This is a genomic window from Streptomyces cylindrosporus (assembly GCF_022698165.1).
GTDB classification, from domain to species: domain Bacteria; phylum Actinomycetota; class Actinomycetes; order Streptomycetales; family Streptomycetaceae; genus Streptomyces; species Streptomyces cylindrosporus.
This window is the reverse complement of record NZ_JALDAY010000013.1, coordinates 319,180-344,825: the sequence shown is the minus strand read 5'-3', so window position 1 is coordinate 344,825 and position 25,646 is coordinate 319,180. Positions and strand designations below refer to the sequence as shown.

Genomic DNA, 25,646 nt, shown 5'->3' with positions numbered 1-25,646 from the left:
GAATCCGGTCCAAGCCCCGCTTCCACCTTCCCCTTTACCTGCATGGAGGCATGCCATGAACGAGATCACCCCTGCCCGCGACGTCCAGGACGCGGCTGCGGAAGCGGCGAGCGAGGCGTCGGAGGAGGTGTTCCTGGAGGTCTTCAGCCCGGTTGCCGATCAGGACATCGCGGACGCCTCGCTCGCCACGGCGCCGGAGGTCCTGGAGGTGCCAGCGCCGGAGCCGCTGTGGGTTGCGCTGGGCGGCGAGGACACCAAACGCCGGCTGACCCGCGACGAACTCGACGACACCGCCGACACCGCCCTCGTCCTCGAAGAGGCCGCCCGCGCCCGCCTCCTTACCCTCGACGACAACCGGGTGGAGATCGCCCACGAAGCGCTGATCCGCTGCTGGTCCCGCCTGACCCAGTGGCTTACGGAGGACCGCGACAGGCTCCTGACCCACCGTCGCCTCACCGAGGCCACCGACATCTGGGAGTCCCTCGACCGTGACCCCGGCGCGCTCTATCGCGGTGCCCCCTCGTCGCCGCGCAGGAACTCCCTCCCTCGCTTCTCACCCGCCGCGAGCGCGACTTCCTGGATGCGAGCACCTCTGCCGAGAGCACCGAAGCAGCCCTCGTACGCCGCCGGCTACGGCGCGTGCGTCAGCTCGCAGCCCTCCTCGTCGTCCTCCTGCTCGCTGCTGGAACAGCCTTCGGTTACGCCGTGCACGCCCAGAACACCGCCAGACACCAACGCGACGTCATCCTCGCCCAACGGGTCGCCGAACAGCGGCGGCGCTGCGCCGGGACAACCCGTCACTCGCCGCACAGCTGAGCCTCGCCGCCTACCGTCTCGCTCCCGGCCCCATCACCCGCGACGGACTGCTCAGCGCCACGGCGACCACCCTCGCCGACAGCGCCGCCGGACTCAATAGCGTGGCACCGGGACCGCACGGACGCACCCTGGTCACCAGCAGCTACGACGGCACCGTCCGCCTCTGGGACATCACCGACCCGTACCACCCGGCGGTCCTGTCCACGTTCACCGCCCAAGCCGCAGGCAGTGCCGTCGTCGCCCTCAGCGACGACGGCACCGCTCTGGCCAGCGGCAGCTCGGACGGCACGCTACGGCCATGGGACGTCACCCATCCCCGCCGACCGAGCCCGTACGGACTCGCCCTGCACGGACACACAGGCCATCTTTTCAGTCGTCTTCAGCCCGGACGGGAAGACCGTGGCCACCGGAAGCTACGACCACACAGTGCGGCTGTGGGACGTCAGCGAGCCCCACCACCCGGCCACCCTCACCGGGCACACCCTCAACGTCAAGCCGGTCGTCTTCAGCCCGGACGGCCGCACGCTCGCCTCCGGCAGCGACGACCGCACCGTACGCCTGTGGAACGTCGCCGACCCACAGCTTCCCGCCCTTTCCGGAATCCTCAGGGGGTATGCCGACGTCGTCACCGACACGGCGTTCAGCCCGGACGGCCAGACCCTTGCCACGGGCAGCTACGACCGCACCGTACGCCTCTGGAACGTCGCCGACCCGAGGCACCCCGCCCAACTGGCCACGCTCACCGGAGACACCGGCGCAACCCAGTCGGTCGCCTTCACCACCGACGGCCCCCGGGTGATCAGCGGCAGCGCCGACCGCACCGCCCAGATCTGGGAAACCACCGTACCTGCGGCCACCGCCCGGGCCTGCGTCCTGGCCCGCCGCACGATCACCCGCGCCGAGTGGCGGCGCTACCTACCCGGCACCAACTATCGGCCACCCTGCCCCAACTCTCCTCGCGGCCGGAGAGCTGAGCTGCCCCGAGTTTCGTAGCGGCCGATCTTGTGTGCTTCAGGCCGCGTTCGCGGTGGCCAACGAACGGTAGTAGGCCGCCTCGAACCCGTCTACACAGTCGACCTACTGCTGCCCATCATTGACTTCGGCCAGGAGAAGGCGTTCCTATCGGCGAGCGGACTGCAGTGGTTCGCCTATGTCCTCTTCGCCTTGGGCTGGATACTCGCCACCACACTCGTAGCCGGCCTCACCCGCGTACTGGGGCGCTCCTGACACGACGGGGATCCGAAACGGCCATTCCCCTATCAGCCGAACGGCAGGTGCGTCCCAGGAATGTGCATCCACGCATCATGAAGGGTGAATCTGGTGGCTAATCGTGTCCGGACGAGCGCGGTTCCAGGGAGCCTCCCCAGGGAACCAACAGTATGGCCCCTCAACTGCCGTGACTCTACTCCCACAGGAAACCCATCGCAGCCGACGGAGGGCCCACGTAGAGCTGAGAGGACCGGATCGAGGCGGAACCACGGCCCTACGGGGATGCGTTCCTGTCTGAGAGGAAACGTCCGGGACAAGACAGAGTGACGGACCGTCAGCTCGGCAGCGGGCGCGTGTCGCGACGAGGGGAGAGCAGGCATGCCACAGAGGTGGAAGATCACGATCCTCGTGCTGGCGGCGGCGGGGATTTTCTCCACGCCGTTGATCTGGCTGCTGGACAGCCCCGATGCGGGGCAACTGACCGGGGCTTCGGTACAGGCCGCTGTCGGCATCGCAGCCTTTATCTGGGCGCTGTTCCAACATCCGGAAACCCGGGAGGACGATGCGGCCGTCCGCACCGGACAGGCACACGCGAGCAGCGGGGGCACCGCTGTGGCGGGTATCAAGCGCCCACAGGGCCAAGGAAGCGGGTCGGCGAGGGCGGAGAGGACCGGCAACGCCACCGCCGAAAGTGACGGGAAGGCCATCACCGGCATCGATTACAGCTGACCGGTCGCCACGCAGAACGCAGGCGAGAAGGGAACGGTCGCGTGGGCAGAGGAAACAAGAAACAACAATGCCCCAAGGACGGCGTCGACGCAGCAGTTGAGGTGTCAGACACCGGCAACGCTGCGGCCGCCTCCGGAGCCACGACGGTGACCGGCTATCAGGGACCAGTGCCAGGAACCGACGGGGCCCCCGGTGCGGTACGGGTGTCCGGGACCGGGGACGCCATCGCTTTCGGGGGCGGGCTCGCCAACGCCGGCTACATCCACCAGGTGAGCGTCAAGAAGCTGACCATGGTGCAGCAGCGTGTGCCCCAGGAGCCGGCCCCCTGGCCGCACCAGATCGGTGTCATCCCTTCCCGAGCACAGTCCTTCCAGCACCGCACCGAGGTAGACCGGTTGCGGGCGCCGGTCGAGGGCGGGGGCACCGCAGTGCTGTCCCAGGTGCTGACTGGCATGGGCGGGGTGGGCAAGACCCAGCTCGCCGCCGACTACGCCCGCGCCGCATGGGAGGACGGTAGCCTGGACGTCCTTGTCTGGGTCGCCGCAAGTGCCCAATCGCCCATGGTGACCGGATACGCGCAGGCCGGCGTCGAACTGTGCCGGGCCGACCCTGACAACCCTGAGCAGGCCGCGAAGCAGTTCCTGGCCTGGCTGGCCCCGAAGGCGGGACAGCGGCCGTGCCGGTGGCTGGTCGTCCTGGACGACGTCGCCGACCCCGACGACCTGATCGCCAACCTCGACGACCCCGACACCCGGTACAGCCTGTGGCCGCCCGCCAGCCCGTACGGCCGGACCCTGGTCACCACACGCCGCCGCGACTCCGCCCTGTTCGGAGACGGCCGCCGCCGCATCGAGGTCGGCCTGTTCACCGAGGCCGAAGCTGTCGCCCACCTCAATGCGTCCCTGGCCGCGCACGGTCGCTCCGAGCCCGCCGACCAGCTCACCGGCCTGGCCCTCGATCTCGGGTACCTGCCGCTGGCCCTCGCCCAAGCCGCCGCCTATCTCGTCGACTCCGGCCTGGGCGCCGCCGCCTATCGTGATCTGCTGGCCGACCGCGCCACAAGACTAGTCGACACCGCCCCCGACCGGCTCCCCGACGAGCAAGCCGTCCCTCTCGCCGCTGCCTGGTCCCTGTCCATCGAACGCGCCGATACCCTCCGCCCCGCTGGCCTGGCCCGCCCCATGCTCCACCTGGCCGCCCTGCTTGATGCCAACGGCATCCCTCATGACGTGCTGACCAGCCGCCCCGCCCTGGCCCACCTCACCGCACACCGCACCCGAATCGGCCCGGACGTCCCCGGCGGATCGGAGCCGGTTTCCCCCCGGGACGCGGTGCACGCCCTGCGGGCCCTGCACCGGCTCAGCCTCATCGTCCACACCCCGGACACTCCTCACCAGGCCGTCCGGGTCCACCAACTCACCCAGCGCGCCACCCGCGACTCCCTCACCCCCGACCAGCACGACGAGTACGTCGTCACCGCCGCCGACGCCCTCCTGGCCGCCTGGCCCGACATTGAACGCGACACCGCTCTCGCACAGGCCCTGCGCGTCAACACCGTCGCCCTGACCCCCATTGCCGAGGACGCCTTGTATGGGCAAGACACCCATGAGGTGCTCTATCTTCTCGGTGAAAGCCTCGGCGGCAGCGGCCAGGTCAGCGCTGCCGCCGCCTACTTCCGGCACCTGGTGGACACCACCACCTTCCACCTGGGCCCCGACCACCCCGACACCCTCACTGCCCGGGAGCGCCTCGGCTACTGGCGGGGATGTGCCGGGGATGGGTCGGGGGCGGCCGTGGCGTTTGCCGATCTGCTGCCCGATCGGGTGCGGGTGCTCGGCCCTCACCACCCCGACACCCTCGCCACGCGCCGCGAACTCGCCCGCTGGCGGAGGGTCATGTGGGACTTGGCGGGGGCGGCTGCCATCCTGGCTGATCTGCTGTCCGACTGTTTACGGGTACTCGGCCCCGACCACCCTGACACCCTCGCCACGCGATGGACGATGGCCCGATTGCAGGCGTTTTCCGGAGATGCGGCTGGCGCGGCGGGCGCATTCGCCAAACTGCTCGCCGACCGTGACCGTGTGCTCGGCCCTGACCACTCCGACACCCTCGCCACGCGGCGGGAAGTCGCCCGCTGGCGGGGCGTGGATGGCGATGCGGCGGGGGCGGCCGCGATGCTCGCCGATCTGCTGCCCGACTGCCTGCGGGTACTCGGTCCGGACGACATCAACACACTCATCACGCGCCGACTGCTCGCCCGATTTCGAAGGGAGGCCGGGGATGCGGTCGGCGCGGCCGCCGCACTTGCGGAACTGATGCCCGACTGCCTGCGGGTACTCGGCCCAGACCACAACGACACCATCATCACGCGCCGAGAGATGGCCGTATCACTTGGGGAAGTTGGAGATGCGGCAGGTGCGGCCGAGGCGTTCGCCAAGCTACTGTCCGACTGCCGCCGGGCGCTTGGCCCAGATCACTACGAGACCCTCATCGTTCGCCATGAGCTCGCCTACTGGCGTGGCACGGACGGGGATGCGGTTGGCGCAGCCGACGCGTGTGCTGAACTACTCGCCGACTGGGAACGCGCAATCGGACCCGACCACCCCGAAGTCCTCGGTATTCTGCAAGATGTTGCCTACTTCCGAGGAGAAGCAAGGGACATAGACGGAGCAGTCAGCGCCTACGAGCGACTGCTGGCCAGGCAAGAGCACATACTGGGGCCCGACCATCCAGACACCCTCACCACGCAGAACGACCTAGCACAGATTCGAATGCATCCGTGAAAGTGTCCGTAGCGTCGGCAGACGATTGACACCCCTCAGATGATCGCTGCGGCCGGTCGCCCTTCGACACCGACCTTCCTGGGCTTGCACTCGAGGCAATGGCTGGCGTACGTGAGGCCGGGCTCACTTAGGGTAGCCCAATGGCACGTTCATGGACTCGGCTGCACGAGCACCTCGGTCACCGTCCCGGCGCTCTCACGTACGACATGGTCACCACCGCCGTAGCGGACAAGCTCGCCGAGAGCGACGACCTCGACTGGAAAGAGGTGTCGCCGAACTTCGCGCCGAAGCCGGGTATCTGGAACGAGTTCGCCAAGGACGTCGCCGCCATGGCGAACACCCGGGGCGGGTTGCTCGTGTATGGCGTGAGCGACCAGATCGACCTGGTCGGCGTCGACCTGGTGGCAGCCGACAAGAAGCAGATGCTCAGCGCCGTACACAATGGCATCCAGCCCTACATCTCTGGTATCGACTTCATCGAGCTGCGCGCGCCGGGCGGCAGCGGTCCGGACCTGCTGGTCGTCGACGTCCCGCCCAGCGAGCTGGCACCACACTTTCAGTACGGTTGGGAGCAGAGGGACAAGGACCGGGTCACCTTCAACGCCCCCTACCGAATCAACGACGACACCTTCTACATGACCGAGCACCAGGTCGCTCGCGCCTACCAGGAACGCTTCGCACGCAGGGCCACGGCAGACGCGCTCCTCAAGGATCGCCTCGCAGAGGTGACCGACGTCGTCCTGAGTGAATCCGAGGACTTCCACGCGTGACTGATCGTCGCCACCCTGCTCACTCGGCCGGTCCCCCATCTGGTGCCGGCGCCGACCAGGAGTGAGGCTGCTGAGGTTTTTCAGCAGGCCATCGTCTCGGCTGCTCGGATCGCAGGTCCCAGGCCCGCGGTCCTCTCCAACCGCCTGGCCGACGATGTGCGTGTCGGACTGCGTCGTTGGATCGGTAGCAACTTTCTCGTCCCGGACCGCCACACCCGCGGCCGTGGCGCCCTGGTCGAGCTGCACCACGACGGCTCCGTCGTCGTCTGCGTCGACGTGAGCACCCACTTGGCCGCTGGCGACGACACCGCGGTCGACACCCTGGTCCTGCGCACCGTCACCCAGGAAGCTGTCACCCTGGCGGACACCCATCGCCTGCACCGTGCCCCAGACACTGCTGTCGAGATCACTGCTACGGTGGCAACAACCAGCACCGATCGACGCCTTCTCCCGTTCGACTACGACTTCGGCCGGATGGAAGTCGTCGAGGAGACACGCCGCCCGAAGCGACTGCTGCCTTCCTCCAGTGAACTGGCCCCCAACGCTGACGACGAAGCCCTGCGCGAGTGCGCCTTCGAACTCGCCAGCGGCCTTCTCCACCAGTTTGGGATGGATCTCCGCCGCTGACTGAGAAGCCGTATCTCAACCGAACATGATCGCTTGATTTCCGCTGGTCAGGCATGGTCTAGCTCGGAGTGAGGGAGGCATGCGGCGTCTTGTTTCGGCTCTGTGATCGAGGGGTGCGCGATGGCGTCGGTGCTGGGAATGCTGGAGGAGCGGGAGACAGCGGCCCGGGTGCGGGTGGAAGGACTGCGGGAGGAAGTCGCGCGGCTGGCTGGGGTGTTGGAGGCCGCGGAGATCGAGCTGGACCGGCGGGTGATCGCGCGGGAGGAGCTGGTCGAGGCCCTGGCGGCCTCGGCTGCCGAGACCACCGCCGTGACCGGGGCGGAGGCGGAAACCGTGTCCTCGCCCGCGCCGGTGCCGGGCTCGGTCGTGCCGCCTTGGCGCGAAGGACTGCCGGTGACGGTGCTGGCGCCGGACTACCAGCGGATTCTGGGCGTGCTGGAGGAGCGGCAGCCCGCGGGCCAGGGGCCGCTGAAGGCCAGGGAGATCACGGCTTTGCTGGGGTTGGAGACAACGTCGGCGAAGGTCGAGGGGGTGCGCTCGAAGGCCCGGCGTCTGGCGGAGCGCGGGTGGCTCCTCCTGGAGACGTCGGGGGCATTCAGCGCCGGCCGGCGGCCCGTGGCCGTGCCAGACGCCGGCTCATCCGCGTGATCATCGACCACTGGATCATCGCCTCGCTGCTGGCCGGCAACGTCTCGTAGTCCCGGGCCAGCCGACGCGAATGCATCAGCCACGCGAACGTGCGCTCTGCCACCCACCGCCTGGGCAGCACCACGAACCCTGTCATGTCGTCGGTGCGCTTGACGATCTCCAGGGTCAGCGCGAGTTTCTGACGGCACCAGTCGACGAGCAAGCCGGTGTAGCCGCCGTCGGCCCACACGAGAGTGATGTCGCCGTGCAGACGGCGCAGCCGCTGCAGCAGGCCCGTCGCGGCGTCGCGGTCACCGATCTTCGCGGCGGTCACCGCGACGACCAGCAGCAGGCCGAGGCAGTCGGTCACAATGTGCCGCTTACGGCCGCCCACCTTCTTCCCGCCGTCGTAGCCGCGTGAGGCGGCCGGCACCGAGGCCGCGGCCTTCACCGACTGCGCGTCGATGATCCCCACCGTGGGCTCGGCCTCACGGCCCTCGCGTTCACGGACCCTCCCGCGCAGCCGGTCGTGGAACTCGGCGAGCAGCCCGTGCTCGCGCCACCGGCGGAAGAAGGCGTAGACCCGGGGCCAGTCGGGGAAGTCCGCGGGCATCGCCCGCCAGGAGATCCCACCCGCGACCAGGTAGCGGATCGCGTCCAGCAGCTGGCGGTGGCAGCAGCCCTCGGGCTGCCCGCCCCTGCCCTGCATCCAGGCCGGCACCGGCAGCAACGGCCGGATGGCCGCCCACTCCTCGTCCGTCATGTCCGACGGATACCGGCGCACCCGATCAGGATGATCTGCCGCGTTGCCGTACACGTGCGCGAGGCAATCACACTATGGTGCAGCCGAGTTGAACCGGACGGGCTCGGACGCGTACAACAACGACACAGGGCCTCCCGGCATTGCTCGGTCAGATTCGCATCCCCGAGCTACCGAGAGGCCCTGTCTTCATGCGCGCACAACGGGAAGATCACCCAGGCGGGAAACCTGTTCGACCCGCACGTTCCATGATCGGTTGAGATACGGCTTCTTACCCGAGGAGACCGCGCCCTCCCAGAGGTTGATCCTCCGGTTGGCCGCGTTGATGCTCAGGATCTGCTTCGGGGAGAAGCGCTCCAGAAGGAACTGGGTACTACGAGCCGTACTCGTCGGCATCGTCGCCCCCCAGCTCCCGGGCTGCGGTCGCCATGGCGTCGCTCAGGTCCCGCAGGAACCCGCGGGCCTGCTCCCGACCGGGGTCTCCGGCGTCTCCTTGGCCTTCTGGTCGAACCGGGCCAGGGCGCTCATCGCGGCTGAGGTGAGGTCCTTGGTCTCCTTGGCCGGGGGGAGGTCCAGCCACTGGGCCGCGATCTCTCCGGTCTGCGTCATGCCCGTCAGGAGATAGCGGCCTCGGGCCCTCTCCATCTGCTCCTGAACCAGCTCCAACAACTCCGCCTGGATCACCTGACGCCGGGCCGTCAGATCGACCTGACGGGCGTCAGTGGCGGCCCTGGTGGCTTCGCGGTCGAAGGAGAGCCCGAGGCGCTGAGCGTGGTTCGTGATGGTCCCGACGGACCACTCCATCTGACGGGCGATCTCGTTGCGGCTGACGCCGTCAGCGTGGAGCTGACGGAGGGTGTCCTCGTCCTCGCGGGAGAAGGTGCGGGCCACGGCCGGCTCACCCCCTCACGTGCGTGTGGTGACGGGTGACCGGTCAGGAGGCAACGACTGTCCTATCGATTACCCAGACGACGCACAGGCGCTCTGACAGGGTTGGAGTGTGACCAACGATGCATGGGCGAAAGTGTTGCCAGCGCTGGCAATTTTTCTAGCCGGTCCGTTCGCTTTGTACCTTCTTCCGAAGGTAAGCAGTCAATTGGCCAAGGCTCTTCTCTCCTCCGTGGATTCGGAGCGCCGTCGTTTGCGAGTCGAGGTGCTCGGTGAGGCGGAGGGAGCAGGCGAGGACTCGTCATCACGAGCAGACCATCCTGGTCAACCCGAACCCGAGGAACAGGCTGAGACGCACTTCGCCAAGCTTCTTATCGAGTACTACGCCTACGGGTTGACCCAGGCGCGCCGCAGCTTCGCCGTAAGCCTGACCTGCTCCATAGTGGGCGGCGCCATCCTGCTCGCTGGAATAGGCGCGGCCATCTTCAAAGCTAACAGCACCGGAGATCAGTATGCATCCGTCACGGCCAGCGTGGCGGGTCTTGCCATGACTGTCATCGGAACCTTGTTCCACCGGCGAGCGGACATGGCGTTGAAGCACATGGAGAGCCAGACACAGTCACTCCGGCAGGACATGAAAGTCGAGCGGGATGCAGGTCAGGCCGTCCAGTTGCTCGGAGAGGTCAAAGATCCACTCTTGCAGGCTCGCCTCCAGGCCGCTTTGATCCTCAAGTTCTCTGGAGCGGAGCTGCCTGACATCACCGCTGATTATCGAACGCACCAAGGGATGCTTGCGGATCTCATCAAGCACATGACTGGCGTCAATGGCGATGCCGACACTGGGGTAATCCCTTCAGAGATCGTCGGTCCTGACGAGCCGACGAACACTTAACGTCAGGCAGCAGGAACCAGCACGCGCTTGGCCCTGGTCCGGGTGGCCATCTCCGCCTTGGCGACGTCGAGGTGACGGAAGAGCTTCCGGCCACGGTGGTCGAGCCCGGTGACCTCCAGGTGGCCTCGGCGGACCCAGGAGTAGATGGTCTGGACGTCCACGCCTGCCAGGAGCGCGGCCTCCTTGACCGTCAGCCAGGGCTCGTCCTCCACGACGGCCTCCCTGAAACACGAAAAGGCCCCGGTCTCCTGGGGAGTCGGGGCCTGCACGCGGACACAGTGGTCCTGCTGATCGCGATTATGCGGTCCGGTGTTTCAAAACGCAAGCATGTCTCTGACGGGCGTCATGACGCGAGGTCACGCATGTAAGCCACCTGGATGCGTCTCTCCATCGCGAGGAACGTCTCACTGTGCTTCGGGAGTTCGTCTCCCCGCAGGAACGCGGCCAGAGCATTGAACCCCTCGGCGGAAGCCGTACGCAACGTCATGGTTGCAAGTGCCCCTGAATTGCCCACGAAGTGGTAATGCTGCATGGCGAAGAAGTAGTGGGCCATCGTCTCGCGGAGGTCGAACGAGTTCGGGATCACCCTGATCGCGATCTCGGCATGCCGCACAAGCTCAGCCGCCTGTTCCTTCCAGTTCTCCTCAGCAGTCCCGCGCACAACAGCGTCCGTGAGCTGGTTCAGCCGGAGCAGCTCGTTCAAGGCGACTTCTCCCGAGGACAGGGCGCGTTGCTCATCGCGCTCTCGCTTGGAGTTCTTCGCTTGGGACCGCTGCTGCAACCAGGCCCCGCCCAGGGCTCCCATGGAGCCGATCACAGCGCCTCCAAGACCGCTGATCAGACCCACCAATGTCTCTGTCTGCACACCGATCATCATGCCGACGGGACCAACCCGCATGGGGCTGATCCCGTCAACACCTGCCGTCCTATGACCTACTGGCCGTTGATGCGGTCCAGGACGTCGTCCGAGTACGCGAGGAGGTGGCGGTACGCCATCTCGGGATCGTCGTAGCTCGCGGCCAGTTCCCGGAGCTTGATGCCGTACTCCGCGAGGTATCCGGCGTAGGCCCCGAACTCCAGATCCTGGGCGGTCATCATGTCCTGCTCGATCACCGCGTAGTCGGCTGCGTACTGGTCGTCGGTCACCGCTGCTCCTCCGAGTCCTGCGCCGGGTAGTGACCGCCCCGCTCGGGCTCGTACACCGTCTTGTGCGGCTCCAACACGGTCGGATGGGTATTCGCCATCAGCTCGTCGGGGTCGACGGACGCACAGAAGACCCTCAGAGGGGTAATGGGCGGGAGACGACCGGTATCGCGGAGGGGCTGGAGGAAGCCCTGGTCCTGGCCCACGAGGAGTTCGAGAAGCTGACGGAGTGGGGAGCCCCGAGGTCCTCCTCCTGGACCCTCCTGACGATCCTGGACACCGCCAACGACCTGTGGGCGGAGGAGAACCTCGGCAAGCACGCCTGGCGCTTGGCCGCCCTCTTCGGGGTCCGGAACATCGCCGTGACCCAGGCCGACCTGATGGCCCTCACGGGACTGGCGGAGCGTCCGGTCCGGCGCCTCCTGGACCGCTGGAAGGCGAACCCCCTGGGCCTGGTGATCGAGCAGAAGGTGGGCCGCTCGAAGTACTACATCCTGGCCTTCCGCTCGGTGCTCCACCCGGACGGCTCGATGTACTGCGGGCACTTGGGCGACAAGACCAAGCTGTACACGGCTATGGCCCGGGATCAGAAGGAGCGCGCCACGGCAGCCCGCAGGGGTACCCCCCGAGGGCGCCATCGCCTGGCGGGCCGCCAACCCCCGGACCCGTCAGGCGTTCCTGGACGAGCTGCCCGAGGACGCGGCCCAGGAGTGGCGCGAGCTGGTCGAGCAGGGCGACGAGATGGCCATGTACGACCACCTGGTCACCCAGGCCAAGGAGGTGGGCCCGGTCCCGTCGAGTCCGGCCGTCTTGGACGAACGGCCGGCTCAGGAATCCTTGGGGGGCCCGGGAGTTCATGGCCCATTCCGAGGAGGTCAAGCGGGAGCAGCTGGCCGCCATGAGGCGCCGGGTCACGGGACTCTCGATGTGACCACCTTCCCTGGTGAGAGACTGACGGTGTGTCTGCGACTGATGACCACGAGTCGATGCGCGAGCAGGCGCTTGCTACTGTCCGAGAGGCGTTCACTGCGGCTGGCGCCGATCACCATGTGATGGGGCTGGATCCTGGAGCTGAGCAATCAGAGCCGTTGGCCATCGGCGAGTTCAGGTCGTTCGCCGAGTCGATCTGGTCCGCCGAGCGGCGTGTCGAGTACCTGATGATCTCCGAGGTCCACCGGCTTCCCGCGCACGTTCAGAACTGGTTCGCGGACTCTGCGGCTGCCGCACGCTGGTTCACTGTGCCGAATTGGTTCGACGGTAATGACTTGATCGGGCCACGACTTGTCGCATACATCGACGTCAAGGCAGAGGGTCTCCGTCGACTGGTCGCTCTACATGAGATCGCTCATCTCCTCGTCGATTCTGAGACAGTGAGATGTGGGCATGGTTCGCGATGGATTGAGGCGTATCGAAGTCTTATGCGGAAGTATCTGCCGCCCGGTGTCCAGGCCATCTGGGACCGGACCTTCGCGGAGACGTCCAACGAGGTCGCTGAGCGGGTAGCGGCTGACCCTCTGTGGCTCGCGCACCTTCTGTGACCTGAACCCGTTGTGCCCTCTCCAGGGTGGGGCCTGGGCGTCTGATATCTCCAAGAATTGTTGGAGAGATCCAGAAGCTCCAATGAATCCTGTACGCTGTCTCGGCAGGCCCTCTCCAATTTATCCGGTGGGGGCTTCACGTATATCTGGGGCTAGCGGACTTTAAAAACGGGAGTACCTGTGGCGCAGTGTGAGACCTGCGAAGACGGCAAGTACGCCTGTCCGCCCGTGTGCCCGTTCGTCCCGCCCGGCTCGATGGCGGAGCAGGCCAACGCAATGCTCTTCGACGACGAAGAGCCGGTACACGACGGGGACTGGTGAGCACGGTGGAATAGGCACTGAGAGGCCATTACGAGACTGACGGCGGGGACCGGGTGTCCCTGCTCGAACTGGACGGCTCCTGGGCCGTCTGCTGGTCGTACGGCTATCCCCACAACGGGACCCAGCTCGTCCCGTACGGGCCCGCTGAGGCGGTCGACACGTTCGTCCAGTCCCGCGAGGGCAAGACACTCGTCTTCGACTCCCGCGAGGCGTGGCAGGACGGGAGCGTCTGATGTACCAGGTCACCGCGTTCTCAAACGACTACGAGTACAAGATCCGGGGTGGCGTCGTGTACGGCGTCACCGACATGACCGAGGAGCAGAAGGACGCCCTGGTGGCCCGCGAGGCCGAGTAGAACCCGGGCTTCTGGCTGAAGGTGGAGGCCCAGGGATGAGCCGCGCCGTGCTGCTCCCAGTGCGGTGAGCCGGCCGTGGAGGCCGAGCCCTCGTCCTGGACCCCGGCTTGGGGAGACGCTCCCTCGTGGTCTCACGAGGACGGGGAGCCGCTGTGCCCTGTCGTCGGGGCCAACGGATACGAGCCCGCACAGCCGGAGTTCTCGTGAAGGGCCGCCTCGTCCTCATCGACCCGGACACCCCCGGCGGTTTCCGAAAGCCCGCGTACGGGCCCGTGGTGAACGGGAAGCCACTCAGGTCCCCGGCCATGCGGAAGCTCGTCCGGGGCCTCGTCAGGGACCAGATGGCCTTCGCCGAGCGGGAGCGTCAGGAAGCGGCCTGGGTCCAGGCCCAGTTGGCCATTGCTCCCACTCTGACGGCCTCCCAGACCCGGATGCTCCGGCGTGTGAAGACAGAACTGACCAGAATCGCGGTCAGATCGGGGGTAGGTCCCAGGGGATCTTGATTTCAGGTGACTTGATGCCGACGGGGCCACGCAAGACCAGTTCAAGTTCGTGGCTGACGTAATTGCGCGCTCGCTCCAGCTCTCGCCAATAGCGCCGAGCCTGTGCGATGCCCTCGGCGTCACCGGTCTCCGTACAGAGGCGGTGGATGGTTTGCACCGGGGCCAGTATGAGACCTGTCAGTCGACGGTCAATTGCTGCGCCGGGCAGGGCCCTAGGTCGTGTCCGCAATGTCAGGGGAGCCAGAGTCGTAGGCAGGCGAGGGTGACCAGGGCTTGGTAGTGCCGGGCTCGTTTGTCGTAGCGGGTGGCCAGGGCTTTGTTGTGCTTGAGCCGGTTGAAGCAGCGTTCGACGACGTTGCGGCGTCGGTAGGCCGCGTGGTTGAGCCGGCACCGGCTCTCACCGCGCCGGATACGGCCGTTGATCTGATCGATCCGTTCCGGGATGGCCGCCTTGATGCCGCGTCGGCGCAGGTAGGCGCGGATGTTCGTGGACGAGTAGCCCTTGTCCGCCGCGACCAGCGCGGGGCGGGTGCGAGGGCGGCCCGGCCCGCACCGCTCGATGCGGATGCGGGCCATCACCGCCTCAAACTGGGTGCAGTCGTTGACGTTGCCTGCGGTGATGGTGAAGGCCAGGGGTCTGCCCCGGCCGTCGCAGGCGAGGTGGATCTTCGTGGTCAGTCCGCCGCGGGAGCGGCCGATCGCCTCGCCCGGCCAGTCCTGCCCCCTTTTCGGGCCCCGGCCGCGTGCTGGTGGGCGCGCACGGTGGTGGAGTCGATGCACACGATGGTCCAGTCGACGGTGCCGATCGCGTCGGAATGCTGCTGGACGTGGGCCAGCAGGCGATCCCATGTGCCGTCGGCGGACCAGCGGCGGAAGCGTTCGTAGACCGTCTTCCACGGGCCGTAGCGTTCGGGCAGGTCCCGCCAGGCGGCCCCGGTGGACAGCTTCCACAGGATCCCGTTGACCACCTGCCGCCGGTCACGGACAGGGCGGCCCATCCGCGGCGGAGCCAGCAACGGCTCGATCACTGCCCAAGATTCATCCGTCAGCTCATGTCGGCGCACCACGAACAGACCAACGACCCCACCACTTTGCGGACACGACCTAAGACGTGCTTCATACAGTGACTGCGCGAGGTTCTCCTGCGCCCCGTCGAAGGACTCTGGATCCACTGCCTGACCGCGTTCCAGCGCTCGAAGTGTGGTGTCCAGGAAGCTGGTCAGTGTGCTGAAGGCTGTCCTGAAGGTGGTGATCGACTCCAGCGCGGCCATCTGCCGTGCATGGCGTGTCTGCCTCAGTCCGAACCAGCCCGTGACGCCAGACCCTAGTACGGCCCCCAGCACACCGAAGAGCGCTGCCCACATCACACCCCACCCCCTGCGGCTAACTAAGTGGTGTCAGGATTCCAGGAGGTGATGCGCCTGGGTAGTGAGCGAATCTGAACCGTCTTGTGGAAAAGGCCATGACGTTGTCAAGGGCTGCTCGTATCTTCAAACCATGACGGTCACCGCACGGCGGGAGCTGGTGAGCCCCGCGACCCGTAACGCCTTCCGCTCTCTGGCTACGGACCTCGCGCTCCGGATCGTGGCAGAGTTGTGGGAGAACCACGGATTCGCGCCCATCCCGCCGGATGAGCTGAAGTACCAGGACTCAGGCCAACGGCGCACGGAGTTCATGCTCTATGCGGAAGGCGTGGATTGGGCTGACCCGACGCAGGTTCGGCGTGCGCTTCTAGTATTCGAAGACTTCATCCGCGAGTACCGCGACCCGAACGACCAGAGCACGCCGAAGTGGCTGGAGGACATTCGAGTCCGCCTGGAACGCGATGGGTTCGCTCTCGACAAGGAGGGGCGGATCTCCTGGTCCAACCCGCCTGTACTGGTTCGGGACCTCAGCACGCTGAGCGACGCATCCGGCATCACTATCGAGCTGGAGCGCATTCGGCGTGACCTGACGACCGACCCGCAAGGAGCCATCGGCGCGGCCAAGCAGCTCATCGAGGCGACGGCCAAGACGGCTCTCCAGGAGCTGGGTGTCGAGGTCGACAAGAACGCGGCGCTCCCGGCTCTGATCAGCACGGTACAGAAGTCGCTGAAGCTCGATGCCGCGTCTGCTCCCGACGGACCTGACGGCAGCAAGGCCGTGAAGAAGATCCTCTCCGGCTCCGTAAACATCACTGTGGGTGTCGCAGAGCTGCGCAACCAGGGCTTCGGGAGTGGTCACGGCCAGGCCAGCGCACCATCCGGACTCGGGGTCCGGCACGCTCGCCTGACGGTCAACGCTGCTGTGACCTGGTGTGAGCTGATCCTCGACACTCTGGCTGACCCGGCCGCCCCGTGGCGCAAGGTCACGACCTGAGCCGACGTGCGTATCCGTGGCGGCAGGATGAAACTGAGTTTCGATGGTGCTTCGTGATCCTGCCGTCAGGCCAAGTGCGGCCCGGGCTGAAATGGGGCCGCCGTGGATGCACTGGATGTCGCTCTGCTGGTTCTCGTCGCGGGCGTACTTGCCGTCGCGGTGTTGAGCATCGTGATGGTCAAGAGGGGTAACGGGGAGAGTGCGGATGCCTTCCGCTCCGTGACCGGGCTGACTGCCGTTGTGGCCAGTGACCTCGCGATCGTCGTCGCCGGGATCTGGGGCATCGCGAACGTTGGGGAGAACGGTGAACACGTAGTCCCCATCCTCACAAGCGCTTTCACCGCCGTCACGGCGATCACGACCGCGTACTTCGGGATCAAAGCCGTCGCGAATACGGCCAAGGAGGCCCTCGGGGCTGAGGCGCAACCAGGCGACCAAGGCCCATCAGGCCCTTCTGGTCCTCCAGGCCCACCCGGTCCTGCTGGGCCACCCGGTCCTGCTGGGCCGCGTGGCGATCCAGGTGTGCGAGGACCACAGGGACCAGCAGGCATGGTGGTCAAGAAGGCGTCTGCAAAGAAAACTCCTGCGAAGAAGACGACCACTACGAGTAAGCGGGCGTCTGGTGCACGGCGCGTGTGAGAAGCAGTTGGCCACGGCTCTGCCGCCCACGGCTAGGCAGGTCCAGGCGCTTCGCCGGGTGAAGACGGACCTGACTCGGGCGGTGTCTCAGGGGCAGGTTCGCCAGAATCCGGGGAGCCGCTCATTGTCTTGACCAACCCGTGAGCGCGGTCTCCCCGATCCCGGTCTTTCGTGAAGGCGGCGAACACGACCACGGTGGCGTACAGCATGACGAGAAGCGTTGCGACGCCGAAGAGGTACCAGCCTGCGACTGGCTCGGCCACCATCAGGGTGGATCCCAGCAGGTAGACGAAGGGGATCATGGCAAAGTAGTTGAGCTTATTGGGTGCTTTGAGGCCCACCGCCAGAGGCAAGAGAATGAACCCTGACGTCTCGTCAACGAGGTGCGCAATGAGGTGCGCCGTTGATGCACCCCATTGGATGACCACAGGCATCGGGTCGTCAAGGTGATCATGGATGTACAGGAGGGCCCAGATCCCGGTGACCCAGGTGACAGCAGCGATAGCGATCGTCGGTACAAGTCGTGCACGCGTTTCGGGCAGCATCGCATCCCCCCAAGGATTCTTGGGGGAGTTGTACACCTCCTGGTCCTTTTGTGCGAATTGATCACTTCCACCGGGTCTCAATCCTGGACGGGTTGAAAACGTTCCGAGGTGGCACCGCCGGATGGATCCGGATCTCCTTGATCAGGGACCGAAAGACGCTCTGTTTCCTCGCCGGGAGGTAGTCCTCCCAGGCCGTCCGTAGCTCCTCGGCGCTGACGTCCAGGACCCGGTCCCTGACGCCGTACTCGGCCATCTCCCTCTGGGCCTGTGAGATCCGGGAGTTCAGGGTGTCGATGGCCTCCTGGATCTCCCGGGCCGGACGGTCGCCGTCGAGCAGTTCCTCCTTCAGCTCGGCCACCCGGCGCTCCCACTTCACGACCTTGGCCTCCAGAGCCGGCCGGGGGTCGTCAGGACGAGCGGCAGCGGCGGCTGTTGATGGCGGCCGAGGCCCGGATCCTGGGGCACGGCGGTATGCGGGCGGTCGCGCGGGCGGCCCAGGTCAGCGAGACGACGGTCCCCAAAGGCGTGGACGAACTGGAGGCCGGCGAAGAGCCGCTGGGCCGGGTACGAAGGCCCGGTGGAGGCCGGAAGAAGGCCGCGGACCTTGCTCCCGGCCTGCGGCCCGCGCTGCTGGCACTGGTGGAACCGGACGAGCGGGGCGATCCGATGTCGCCGCTGCGCTGGACGGTGAAGTCGACCAGAATTCTCGCAGCCGAGCTCACCCATCAGGGGCATCGGGTGAGCGCCGACACGGTCGGGGACCTGCTGCACGAGGAAGGATTCAGCCTGCAGGCCGGCGCCAAGACCATCGAGGGCAAGTTCCGTGACGCCCAGTTCCGCTACATCAATGGGCAGGCCAGACAACACATCGACGCCAGCCAGCCGGTGATCAGCGTGGATACGAAGAAAAAGGAGCTCGTCGGCGACTACAGCGATCCCGTACGGGATCTATGACATCGCCGCGAACACCGGCTGGGTCAGCGTCGGCACTGACCACGACACTGCGGCCTTCGCTGTCGCCTCCATCCGCCGCTGGTGGCAGGCTCGCGGCCGGCACGCCTATCCGGCCGCCACGCGTCTGCTGATCACCGCGGACGCTGGCGGGTCCAACGGGTACCGCACCCGTGCCTGGAAGACTGAACTCGCAACTCTGGCCGCCGAGACGGGCCTGGACATCAAGCTCTGCCACATGCCGCCGGGCACATCGAAGTGGAACAAGATCGAGCACCGGCTGTTCTGCCACATCTCCATGAACTGGCGCGGACGCCCGCTGACCAGCCACGACGTCATCGTGAACAGCATCGCGGCGACCACCAAACGTGCCATCGTTTCTACGGAGAGCGGGTAAAGGCCTTCTGTTGAAGGGTAGTTGAGTCCGCGAGACTCGGCTTATGGATGCAGGCGTGGCCGCGGTGCTTGGTGCGGCGGTGGGGGCGTTCGGTACGGGAGCGGCTGCCCTGACCAGTGGGTGGCTGGGGGCCCGAACCGCCCGGCAGCAGATCGTCGCCCAGCACATGCACGCGGATCAGCAGCGGCGTTTTGAGCATGCGCGCGATCGACGCGAGCCTCGCAGCCAGGCCTACGCCGACCTCATCGCTCAAACGCAGAAGGTCGGCGCGCTGATCAACGTGATGAACCGGGCGGAGGTGTACCCCGCGGACGGCGTGCACGAGGTGATGGAACAGGTCACCCAACTGCTGCGCTGCTTCGCCCGTGTCGCAGTCGAGGGGCCGATCTCAGTCGTGGACAGCGCAGGGTACGTGGGTGAGGCGGCCTCGGGCTGCCGGGATGTGGTAGCAGCTCTGGTGTCGCTGCCGGGGGCCTCCCCCGAGCTGCAGGCCATGTCCCGGGCGGAGCTCGTGGAGCGGTGCCGCGAGGATGTTGAATCCCTCGCGGCGAACCTGGCCGTCTTCGTGAGCGAGGCACGCGAAGCGCTCGATGACAACGGTGCACCGTGAGCGGCCGGCACCAATAGACCTGGCTGAGGCCCGGGACCGGATGGGCGGCCATTTCAGCGAGATCGCTGTGCAGCACTCCGTGATGAGTCGGTTCCGCCCCCGGCAGCTGACATGCCGGGGGCGGAACCGTTCGTCGATGGGGCGGGTTATCCGAGCCAGTCGATGTCGATGACGGACAGGCGTCCGGCCGGGCGGTTGATCCAGTAGACGGCGGTGAGTCCGCCGACCGAGCAGGAGCAGACGTCCTCGCCCCCGGGGTCTCGGGCGTTAAAGGGGCGGGAACGACCATGGGTCGCGGCCAGCGATGTCCAAGGCGTCGCTCGCTCCTCACGCGTGGCGGGAGAGCGGGGGCAGCAGGCCGTCACCCGGCCAGAGGTCCTGTTCGGCGACGAGGCAGGTGAGGAACCTGTCTACCTCGGCCAGAACGGCGGCGCGCTCCTTGGGCCCGTAGGTGATGAACTCGTCGGCGGCGGCGTCGAAGGCGCTCATGTGGCTGTGCGGGCCGGTGCACACGAGGGCACGCGCGATCTCGGGCAGGCCGAGGCTGAGCGCGTCGCACTCCCGGGCGTGGACGAGTTGCACGAGGTCGGTCGTGACCTTCTCCCAGTCACCCACGTACGGCCAGCCAGCGCCGCCGCCCAGTTCGTGGGTGAGAGTGGACAGCGGGATGATCGCGCCCGATGGGCGCCCCTGGGTGAGGCGGTGGTGGATCCGGGCGCCGTCGGGCTGCTGCACGCGGGGGTGGAGCAGGGAGGCAGCCCTGACCACGGTGGTGTTGATCTCCTGGGTGCCGTCTGCGGGGTAGTACGGCTCGTGCGCGAACAGGAGATACACGTCCGTGGTGCGGGCCGCGTCATCGGGCTGGGACTGCGTCGTGGGCGGGTGTCCCTTCAGTGGCGGAGTGTCGGCTGCGGGCGACGGTGACGGTGTGGGCCGTGCTGCTGGTGGGAAGCCGTGCGGGAGCGGGCCCCACGGGCCTTCGCCGGCGCGGGGCCGGCCGGCCTCGCGGGAAGCGGGCTCGGCGCGGGTGCGCTCCATGGTCTGGGCGACTTGGTCGGCGAGCTGGACCATCAGCCGCTCCCGGTCGATGAGCCGGGCCGCGGCCGAGCTGGTGTCCTGGTTGTGGAGCAGGTCGGCGGCGTCCCACAGGAGGGTGTGGCCGATCTCGGCCGAGCGGTGCAGGTCATAGCGGTCGCTGTCGGAGGCGGCCTGGACGAGGCAGGTGTGCAGGGCGACGAGGCGCTGCAGGTAGCGGCAGGCGGCGTCGCCTTCGACGCGGCGGACGTGTTCGCTCGCCCGGGCGTCGAGCCGGTCGGGAAGGTGCTCGGCAAGCAGCGGGGCGAGCAGCATCGCCGGCAGGACGAGGCCGGCGGGGATGCCACGGTTGAGGGCGAACGCGGCGGCGACGAGGCTGATGATGGCGACGGCGGCCGCCAAGGGCCGTAGGGATACGGGGCCTTGGGTGGTCAGGGCGATGCGGTGGGCGGGACGCCGGGTCAGCCAGCGCACCCACAGCCGCTGTGTCAGGGTGGCGCCCGGGGTGAGGACACCGATCTGTCGAGGGAGGTGGGGCAGTGTGCCGTCGCCGGGCACGGTCCAGGTCAGCCACCCCCACCCGGTGCGCTCGTGCACCAGCACGGGCGCGCACCTCCCGGTGTGTGCGGCGTCGGGGCAGAGGTGGCCGCGCTGCAGCGCGCGGGATCGTTGCTTGTCCCACCGCCTGGGATCGCGGGCGAAGGGACGCAGCGGCTGCCGGGGGGCCGTTGGTGGTGGGGTGGGGATCGGGTCCGTCATCAAGTGCTCGCTTCCGGAAGGCGGGTCACGGTCAGGGCAGAGGTGCAGGTGGCGCAGCGGCCGTCGCCGTCGGGGTGAGCGCGACGGGGAGTGGGGCCCGGGCAGGTGCCACACAGCGGCCAGTGGAGGCAGGCCGGGCAGAGGTCATCACCGGGGGCAGTGCCGGGCCGGCCGCAGCCGGCGCACTCGGCGAGGGCCCGGTAGGTGAGGGCCTCGCTCACCGACCGCGCGGCGGCGGAGCTGGTCGACCCGGGTGGGGGGTCGTCCCAGGCGGGTGTGTCGTGGTGGTCGGCCGCGATGGCGGGCGGCGGGTAGGCCTGGGCAGCGCGCAGGCGGGCGGCGATGATCGCGCCGACGGTGGTCCGCACCGGCTGCGGCAGGGGCCGGGCGGCGATGACGTGCCGCAGTTGCTGAGCGGTCCAGCCGGCCTCCAGCATCACGGTCACGACGCGGCCTTGATCGGTCAGCGTCTGCCCGGTCAGCAGGAGTTCGGGGCGGGCCGCCCCCAGTTCGAGCAGCAGCCTCATCCCCGGGTGCGTCTGATCCGCCGCGGGCGCGGCCGGCGGGGACGCCGGCGTTTCCGGCTGGCCCGTCCGCCGCGGTGCCGGCGTCGCTTCGCCGCGGCCGCACGGACGGAGGGGTCTGGTGTTCTGCTTGTTGGTCTTCTTTCTGTTGGTGTTCTTAGTGCCGGGATCAGCCAACGCAGGCTCAGCCAATCCTGGAAAACCCAACTCTGGCCCGGACCTGGGGTTGTGCAGGGCGGGCAGGTCGGTGATGAAGTACAGGGCCTGGCCGAGCGTGCCGCCCGGGTTCCGCTCGCGGGTGCGGCAGAGGAAGCCGTGCCGCTCCAGCTGCTTGAGGCCCGTGGTGATCGCGTCGACGCCTTCGCGGCCGCGGCGCACCAGTTCGGCGACGGTGACCTGCCAGCCGTCCCGGTGCGTGCTGACGTACCCGAACAGACCCTTCGCTTTGAAGGACAGCCTTGCGTCCCTGAAGAGGCCGTTGGCGATCTGGGTGAACTGGCCGGACGCCATCACCCCGCGCCGGATGCCCGCCCCGAAGCCTCTCTCGTGTTCGTCCTCGATCGTGAGGGTGGCGGCGGCTTCCAGGACGGCGACGTCGAGGGTGGCGGGGCGGTCGGTGATCGAGTAGACGACCTCGCCGAGCGTTCCATTCGGGCGGCGCAGGCGTTCACGGATCAGGTAGCCGTGCGCCTCGAGCTCCTGCAGGCCGGTGCGGACCGCCTCCCGCCCGTCGGGACCAACGGCGACCAGGTGGTCGAGGCTGACCTGCCAGCCGTCCCGGTGCGTGCTGACGTACCCGAACAGACCCTTCGCCTTGTAGGACAGCCTTGCGTCCCTGAAGAGGCCGTTGGCGATCTGGGTGAACTGGTCGGACGCCATCACGCCCCGGCGGACCCCTGCCCCGAAGCGGCTCACCACCGTGCTCCCGACGCGGCCCGGGCGCGGTAGCCAGGGCAGAGCGCCGCGTCCGCCGAGGCGGGGCGGCCGGTGGTCCTTGGTGCGCGGGCGGGCGTGTGATCCATGCGGTCAGCTCACCCGCCGGCCCCGACCAGGCTGACGGCCATGAGCCCCGACCATCAGTCACGATCCGGCAACGGACGCCTCCCAGCTGCCGTGGTCGGGCCTGTGCTCGGGCCGACCACGCTCCCCTCTGCCCCGGTGCGCAGTGGTTGCACAGTCGACTGCGCAGGCTCGGACCGACGCTGCGCAACCGGTCGGGCGTCCTGCGCAGTCGACTGTGCGCTGCGGCTGCGCAGCTGGCCCCCCAGCTTCCTGATCGTCTCTTGCGCAGGCGCGGGTTTTGCGGTGCGCAGGCGTACGGCGGGGTGCGATCGCCGTGCGTCTGCGCACCGGGGTGCGGGAGTGGTACCGCGCGGCACGTGGTCTGCCAGCGGGCGTCAGCCCCGCGGCCGGTGTGGCGGATTCGATGTCCTGCCCTAGGCGCCCAACTGGGCCGTGATCGGGCCTGTGGTCGGGCCGACCACGGCCCCGACCACGGACTTCGTGTCCCCATCGTGACCATGGTCGGGGTCGGGTGGTCGGTGGTCGGGTCGGGGGCGGCGGGTTTCCTCAAGGTCAGCAACATCCGTTCTGACCAGGGAGTTTGACCATGTCTCCTGGCACGCAGGCCGCACCGAGCGAGGCTGTGGCTGCGATGGCGGCCGGCGCCCGGCTGGAGGCGATGCGCCGCCGCGTACGCCTGGCACGCGTAGCGGTCTGGACCGTCATCGCGGCCGGCCCCATTGCCCTGTGCGTCGCGGTCGCCTCCACCCCGACCACGGTCCAGGCGGCTGTCCCGGCCCAGCCCACCGCCGTGCGCACCGCGACGGCCGCCGCCCATCCGGGCGGCTATGCGCAGCTGTTCGTCGGCGCGTGGCTGCGCAGCGACGCGAACGACGCGACGAGTGCGCAGGCGCGGCTTGCGCAGTCGATGGCGCCGGACGTCGAGCTGCCCGACCCGGCCGCCGATGCGCAATCGGCGCCTCAGTCGGTGACGGCGGTGCGCAGTGCGCAGCGCGGCACCGGTGCGTGGTCGGTGACGGTGGCTGCGCAGTACGCCAACGGGTCGGTGCGGTACTACACGGTGCCGGTGGTCTCCGACGGCGCGGGCGCGTCGTTCACGGTGACCGGGGCGCCCGGCGTGGTGGCCGGCCCGGCCCGGGCCGAGGTGGCGAAGTCGCCCTACGGCGTGACGGTTCCGGAGGGTGATCTGTCCTCCGCCGTCGGGGAGTTCCTGGCCGCCTACCTGACCGGGAACGGTGAGGTCGACCGCTACCTCGCCCCCGGCGTCAAGCTCACCGCCGTCTCCCCCGCCCCGTACACGGCGGTCACCGTCCAGCAGGTGTCGGCCGTCGAGGAGGCCGCGGCCGCCGAGCAGGCGCCGACGGGCGGCACGACGGTGCGAGTCCTCGCCACGGTGGAAGCCCGCGACACGGACGGCCGGTGGCCGCTGGCGTACGAGCTCACGCTCACGGCCCGCTCGGGCCGGTGGGAAGTCGCCGCACTGGAGTCCGGCACCGCCCAGGACGGGGGCGGGCGATGACCACCGTGCACAGCCTGATGCTCGCCGGGCAGCTGGACGACCTCGGCAACTCGTGGATCACCATGTTCAAGGACTGGGCGACCAAGGGCCTGCAGGCCGGGCTCCTCGTCCTCGTCGTCATCATCATGATCCAGAAATTCTCGCTGAAGGCGGGGATCGGTGCCCTGCTGCTGATGGTGATCGCGCTGGGCCTGTACAACTCCCGCGACAGCCTGGCGAACATGTTCGAGGACGAGGTGAAAAACCCGTCCAAGGGCGCACCCGCCGTCCCCGGCATCGTCCGGTCCGAGCGGCCCGCCTCCCGTGAGCACTCGCCGGGTGTCGGGGGCTTGCTGTGAGCGCGGCCGATGGCCGGGTGGGCCGCTTCTACACCGCCGCCCGCCGCCACCCCTGGGTGCTGGGCAAGGTCGCCGACTGGAAGATCCCCCTCGGCCCCTACACCCCCGCGCAGATCGCGGTCGCCGTCGGCGGCGGCTTCCTCCTGATCAAGACCATCGGCTGGTGGTCGTGGATGGGGCCGGTCCCCATCGTCGCCTGGGTGCGCTTCACCGCGGTGCCCTCGGACGAGCTGTACTGGCTCACCAGCTCGGCCGAGGGCACCGCCCTGGTCCACGAGATCCTCCACGACGGCCGCAAACACGGCGCCGGCCTGTTGGCGGGCTCCCACGACGCCGACGAACTCGGCCCCGACCGCGGCCTGATGGCCTACCGCGCACTCGCCCGCACCACCGACCGCGAACGCGCCCGCCGCGGACTGGAGTTCGTCGGGCTCGACCCCAACAACCCGGAACTGCTGCGGCTGGTAACCACCGGCCTCTCCCCCGTCGGACAGAAAGGCCGCGAGGGCGAGTTCCTGCTGACCTGCCCACGCCAGAACACCGGCCGCGTCAAAGTCACCATCCCCCGCATCAAACGCATCACCACCTCCATCACCACCACGCCCGGACGCCGACCGAGCCCTGCCTCCCCCTCCACGCCAGAGCCCCTCACCGGTGACGCCGCAGATGCCCCTCCGAAGGAGCAGACCGCATGACCACTCTGTCCCGGGACCGCTTGAGTTCAGGCTGCGGCGGGGAGGGAGCGTCTGCCCCAGCGGATGCCCTTCTCGCTGCGGATGCGGGAGCGTTCCTTGCGTGCTGCGGCCAGGACGTCGCGATGGCGGGTGTTGGCGTTGCGCCAGCGGAGGTAGGTGTGCAGGGCTCGGGTCTGCACGGCACGTTTGGGGTGGTTCGAGTTGGCGATGGTGAACTGGCGCACCGGTCCGAAGTGCGCTTCGACCGGGTTCGCCCATCAGGCGTCGGTGCGAACACGGTCCGGCGCACTCC

28 protein-coding genes and 3 pseudogenes are annotated in these 25,646 nt (G+C 68.1%); 19 read left to right on the top strand and 12 right to left on the bottom strand.

The genetic code is table 11. The features are described 5' to 3' along the window. Nucleotides 1–55 precede the first annotated feature (55 nt). The 8 genes and pseudogenes from MQP27_RS38595 (at nt 56) to MQP27_RS38565 (ending at nt 7,582) form a co-directional block, all read left to right on the top strand. A complete protein-coding gene (locus MQP27_RS38595) occupies nt 56–916 on the top strand; it encodes an nSTAND1 domain-containing NTPase (RefSeq protein WP_242774108.1) in 861 nt (286 codons plus the stop codon). A 1-nt stretch (nt 917) separates the two neighbouring features. Next, nucleotides 918–1,100, top strand: a pseudogene (locus tag MQP27_RS51820) (hypothetical protein); the annotation flags it as partial. Then, nucleotides 1,045–1,809: a WD40 repeat domain-containing protein gene (locus MQP27_RS38590; RefSeq protein ID WP_308290071.1), complete on the top strand. Its 765-nt coding sequence runs from the start codon at nt 1,045–1,047 to the stop codon at nt 1,807–1,809. The pseudogene MQP27_RS51820 and the gene MQP27_RS38590, both read left to right, overlap by 56 nt. A 594-nt stretch (nt 1,810–2,403) precedes the next feature. Continuing rightward, on the top strand, nt 2,404–2,754 hold the full coding sequence (locus MQP27_RS38585) for a hypothetical protein (protein ID WP_242774104.1): 351 nt from the start codon (nt 2,404–2,406) through the stop codon (nt 2,752–2,754). 41 nt (nt 2,755–2,795) lie between these two features. Next, a complete protein-coding gene (locus MQP27_RS38580; RefSeq protein WP_242774101.1) occupies nt 2,796–5,537 on the top strand; it encodes a tetratricopeptide repeat protein in 2,742 nt (913 codons plus the stop codon). 206 nt (nt 5,538–5,743) lie between these two features. Then, nucleotides 5,744–6,307, top strand: coding sequence for an AlbA family DNA-binding domain-containing protein (locus MQP27_RS38575; protein WP_242774098.1), 564 nt, complete (start codon nt 5,744–5,746; stop codon nt 6,305–6,307). Nucleotides 6,308–6,349: 42 nt separating this feature from the next. Continuing rightward, entirely contained in the window at nt 6,350–6,934 is a 585-nt protein-coding gene (locus MQP27_RS38570) for a hypothetical protein (RefSeq protein ID WP_242774096.1), read from the top strand. A gap of 120 nt (nt 6,935–7,054) precedes the next feature. Next, nucleotides 7,055–7,582: a hypothetical protein gene (locus MQP27_RS38565; protein WP_242774093.1), complete on the top strand. Its 528-nt coding sequence runs from the start codon at nt 7,055–7,057 to the stop codon at nt 7,580–7,582. On the opposite strand, the gene MQP27_RS38560 is transcribed toward MQP27_RS38565, so the two are convergent. From MQP27_RS38560 to MQP27_RS38550, 3 genes are all read right to left on the bottom strand, one after another. Then, entirely contained in the window at nt 7,530–8,324 is a 795-nt protein-coding gene (locus MQP27_RS38560) for an IS5 family transposase (protein ID WP_242774090.1), read from the bottom strand. The two genes, MQP27_RS38565 and MQP27_RS38560, sit on opposite strands and share 53 nt — an antisense overlap. Nucleotides 8,325–8,510: 186 nt before the next feature. Continuing rightward, nucleotides 8,511–8,717: a hypothetical protein gene (locus MQP27_RS38555; RefSeq protein WP_242774087.1), complete on the bottom strand. Its 207-nt coding sequence runs from the start codon at nt 8,715–8,717 to the stop codon at nt 8,511–8,513. Between the two features lie 42 nt (nt 8,718–8,759). Then, complete coding sequence (locus MQP27_RS38550) at nt 8,760–9,212, bottom strand: GcrA family cell cycle regulator (protein WP_242774085.1); 453 nt, start codon at nt 9,210–9,212, stop codon at nt 8,760–8,762. 109 nt (nt 9,213–9,321) lie between these two features. Here MQP27_RS38550 and MQP27_RS38545 point away from each other — a divergent pair, with 109 nt between their 5' ends. Then, complete coding sequence (locus tag MQP27_RS38545) at nt 9,322–10,101, top strand: TRADD-N-associated membrane domain-containing protein (RefSeq protein WP_242774083.1); 780 nt, start codon at nt 9,322–9,324, stop codon at nt 10,099–10,101. Nucleotides 10,102–10,103: 2 nt separating this feature from the next. Here MQP27_RS38545 and MQP27_RS38540 read toward each other — a convergent pair whose 3' ends face one another. From MQP27_RS38540 to MQP27_RS38530, 3 genes are all read right to left on the bottom strand, one after another. Then, nucleotides 10,104–10,313 (bottom strand): helix-turn-helix domain-containing protein, encoded by a 210-nt coding sequence (locus MQP27_RS38540; RefSeq protein WP_242774081.1) that lies wholly within the window; start codon nt 10,311–10,313, stop codon nt 10,104–10,106. Between the two features lie 131 nt (nt 10,314–10,444). Further along, on the bottom strand, nt 10,445–10,966 hold the full coding sequence (locus MQP27_RS38535) for a hypothetical protein (RefSeq protein ID WP_242774079.1): 522 nt from the start codon (nt 10,964–10,966) through the stop codon (nt 10,445–10,447). 68 nt (nt 10,967–11,034) lie between these two features. Then, entirely contained in the window at nt 11,035–11,247 is a 213-nt protein-coding gene (locus MQP27_RS38530) for a hypothetical protein (protein WP_242774077.1), read from the bottom strand. 956 nt (nt 11,248–12,203) lie between these two features. Between MQP27_RS38530 and MQP27_RS38525 the strand changes: the two genes are divergently transcribed. The 4 genes from MQP27_RS38525 (at nt 12,204) to MQP27_RS51215 (ending at nt 13,458) form a co-directional block, all read left to right on the top strand. Next, on the top strand, nt 12,204–12,782 hold the full coding sequence (locus MQP27_RS38525; protein WP_242774075.1) for a hypothetical protein: 579 nt from the start codon (nt 12,204–12,206) through the stop codon (nt 12,780–12,782). A gap of 180 nt (nt 12,783–12,962) precedes the next feature. After that, entirely contained in the window at nt 12,963–13,103 is a 141-nt protein-coding gene (locus tag MQP27_RS38520) for a hypothetical protein (RefSeq protein ID WP_242774072.1), read from the top strand. 53 nt (nt 13,104–13,156) lie between these two features. Then, nucleotides 13,157–13,336 (top strand): hypothetical protein, encoded by a 180-nt coding sequence (locus MQP27_RS38515; protein ID WP_242774070.1) that lies wholly within the window; start codon nt 13,157–13,159, stop codon nt 13,334–13,336. Next, entirely contained in the window at nt 13,336–13,458 is a 123-nt protein-coding gene (locus MQP27_RS51215; RefSeq protein ID WP_278197011.1) for a hypothetical protein, read from the top strand. Before MQP27_RS38515 ends, MQP27_RS51215 begins: the two co-directional genes overlap by 1 nt. Nucleotides 13,459–14,192: 734 nt before the next feature. Here the strand turns inward: MQP27_RS51215 and MQP27_RS38510 are convergent. After that, nucleotides 14,193–15,025, bottom strand: a protein-coding gene (locus tag MQP27_RS38510; protein WP_308290075.1) for an IS5 family transposase whose coding sequence is annotated in 2 segments (ribosomal slippage) — nt 14,193–14,686 and nt 14,686–15,025 — 834 coding nt in all. Because the reading frame shifts where the segments join, the coding sequence is not laid out codon by codon here. Between the two features lie 433 nt (nt 15,026–15,458). Here MQP27_RS38510 and MQP27_RS38505 point away from each other — a divergent pair. Beyond that, a complete protein-coding gene (locus MQP27_RS38505; protein WP_242774069.1) occupies nt 15,459–16,319 on the top strand; it encodes an abortive infection family protein in 861 nt (286 codons plus the stop codon). Nucleotides 16,320–16,990: 671 nt separating this feature from the next. Here MQP27_RS38505 and MQP27_RS38500 read toward each other — a convergent pair. After that, a complete protein-coding gene (locus MQP27_RS38500) occupies nt 16,991–17,539 on the bottom strand; it encodes a hypothetical protein (RefSeq protein WP_242774068.1) in 549 nt (182 codons plus the stop codon). 25 nt (nt 17,540–17,564) lie between these two features. After that, the gene (locus MQP27_RS38495; protein WP_242774067.1) at nt 17,565–17,861 is read right to left on the bottom strand and encodes a hypothetical protein; all 297 of its coding nucleotides are present in this window, start codon (nt 17,859–17,861) and stop codon (nt 17,565–17,567) included. Between the two features lie 77 nt (nt 17,862–17,938). Between MQP27_RS38495 and MQP27_RS38490 the strand changes: the two are divergent. Next, nucleotides 17,939–18,824, top strand: a pseudogene (locus MQP27_RS38490) (ISAzo13 family transposase); the annotation flags it as partial. Nucleotides 18,825–18,906: 82 nt separating this feature from the next. Then, nucleotides 18,907–19,461 (top strand): hypothetical protein, encoded by a 555-nt coding sequence (locus MQP27_RS38485; RefSeq protein ID WP_242774066.1) that lies wholly within the window; start codon nt 18,907–18,909, stop codon nt 19,459–19,461. Between the two features lie 327 nt (nt 19,462–19,788). On the opposite strand, the gene MQP27_RS38480 is transcribed toward MQP27_RS38485, so the two are convergent. Continuing rightward, on the bottom strand, nt 19,789–21,099 hold the full coding sequence (locus MQP27_RS38480) for an RAD23 family protein (RefSeq protein WP_242774065.1): 1,311 nt from the start codon (nt 21,097–21,099) through the stop codon (nt 19,789–19,791). A gap of 155 nt (nt 21,100–21,254) precedes the next feature. Beyond that, the gene (locus MQP27_RS38475) at nt 21,255–22,694 is read right to left on the bottom strand and encodes a hypothetical protein (protein WP_242774064.1); all 1,440 of its coding nucleotides are present in this window, start codon (nt 22,692–22,694) and stop codon (nt 21,255–21,257) included. A gap of 694 nt (nt 22,695–23,388) precedes the next feature. Here MQP27_RS38475 and MQP27_RS38470 point away from each other — a divergent pair. From MQP27_RS38470 to MQP27_RS38460, 3 genes are read left to right on the top strand one after another with little or no spacing between them, the layout of a single operon-like run. Beyond that, nucleotides 23,389–24,321, top strand: coding sequence for a conjugal transfer protein (locus MQP27_RS38470; RefSeq protein ID WP_242774062.1), 933 nt, complete (start codon nt 23,389–23,391; stop codon nt 24,319–24,321). Further along, nucleotides 24,318–24,659, top strand: a complete 342-nt coding sequence (locus tag MQP27_RS38465; RefSeq protein ID WP_242774060.1) for a hypothetical protein — start codon at nt 24,318–24,320, stop codon at nt 24,657–24,659. Before MQP27_RS38470 ends, MQP27_RS38465 begins: the two co-directional genes overlap by 4 nt. Next, nucleotides 24,656–25,354, top strand: a complete 699-nt coding sequence (locus MQP27_RS38460; RefSeq protein ID WP_242774057.1) for an ATP-binding protein — start codon at nt 24,656–24,658, stop codon at nt 25,352–25,354. The genes MQP27_RS38465 and MQP27_RS38460 overlap by 4 nt, the downstream gene beginning before the upstream one ends. A gap of 26 nt (nt 25,355–25,380) precedes the next feature. Here the strand turns inward: MQP27_RS38460 and MQP27_RS38455 are convergent. Next, nucleotides 25,381–25,611, bottom strand: a pseudogene (locus tag MQP27_RS38455) (IS630 family transposase); the annotation flags it as partial. Between the last annotated feature and the right edge of the window lie 35 nt (nt 25,612–25,646).

Coding starts and splice junctions, on each gene's coding strand:
- MQP27_RS38595 (WP_242774108.1), top strand. CDS start 56: ATGAACGAGATCACCCCTGCCCGCGACGTCCAGGACGCGGCTGCGGAA.
- MQP27_RS38585 (WP_242774104.1), top strand. CDS start 2,404: ATGCCACAGAGGTGGAAGATCACGATCCTCGTGCTGGCGGCGGCGGGG.
- MQP27_RS38575 (WP_242774098.1), top strand. CDS start 5,744: ATGGTCACCACCGCCGTAGCGGACAAGCTCGCCGAGAGCGACGACCTC.
- MQP27_RS38565 (WP_242774093.1), top strand. CDS start 7,055: ATGGCGTCGGTGCTGGGAATGCTGGAGGAGCGGGAGACAGCGGCCCGG.
- MQP27_RS38560 (WP_242774090.1), bottom strand. CDS start 8,324: ATGACGGACGAGGAGTGGGCGGCCATCCGGCCGTTGCTGCCGGTGCCG.
- MQP27_RS38555 (WP_242774087.1), bottom strand. CDS start 8,717: ATGCCGACGAGTACGGCTCGTAGTACCCAGTTCCTTCTGGAGCGCTTC.
- MQP27_RS51215 (WP_278197011.1), top strand. CDS start 13,336: ATGTACCAGGTCACCGCGTTCTCAAACGACTACGAGTACAAGATCCGG.
- MQP27_RS38505 (WP_242774069.1), top strand. CDS start 15,459: ATGACGGTCACCGCACGGCGGGAGCTGGTGAGCCCCGCGACCCGTAAC.
- MQP27_RS38470 (WP_242774062.1), top strand. CDS start 23,389: ATGTCTCCTGGCACGCAGGCCGCACCGAGCGAGGCTGTGGCTGCGATG.
- MQP27_RS38465 (WP_242774060.1), top strand. CDS start 24,318: ATGACCACCGTGCACAGCCTGATGCTCGCCGGGCAGCTGGACGACCTC.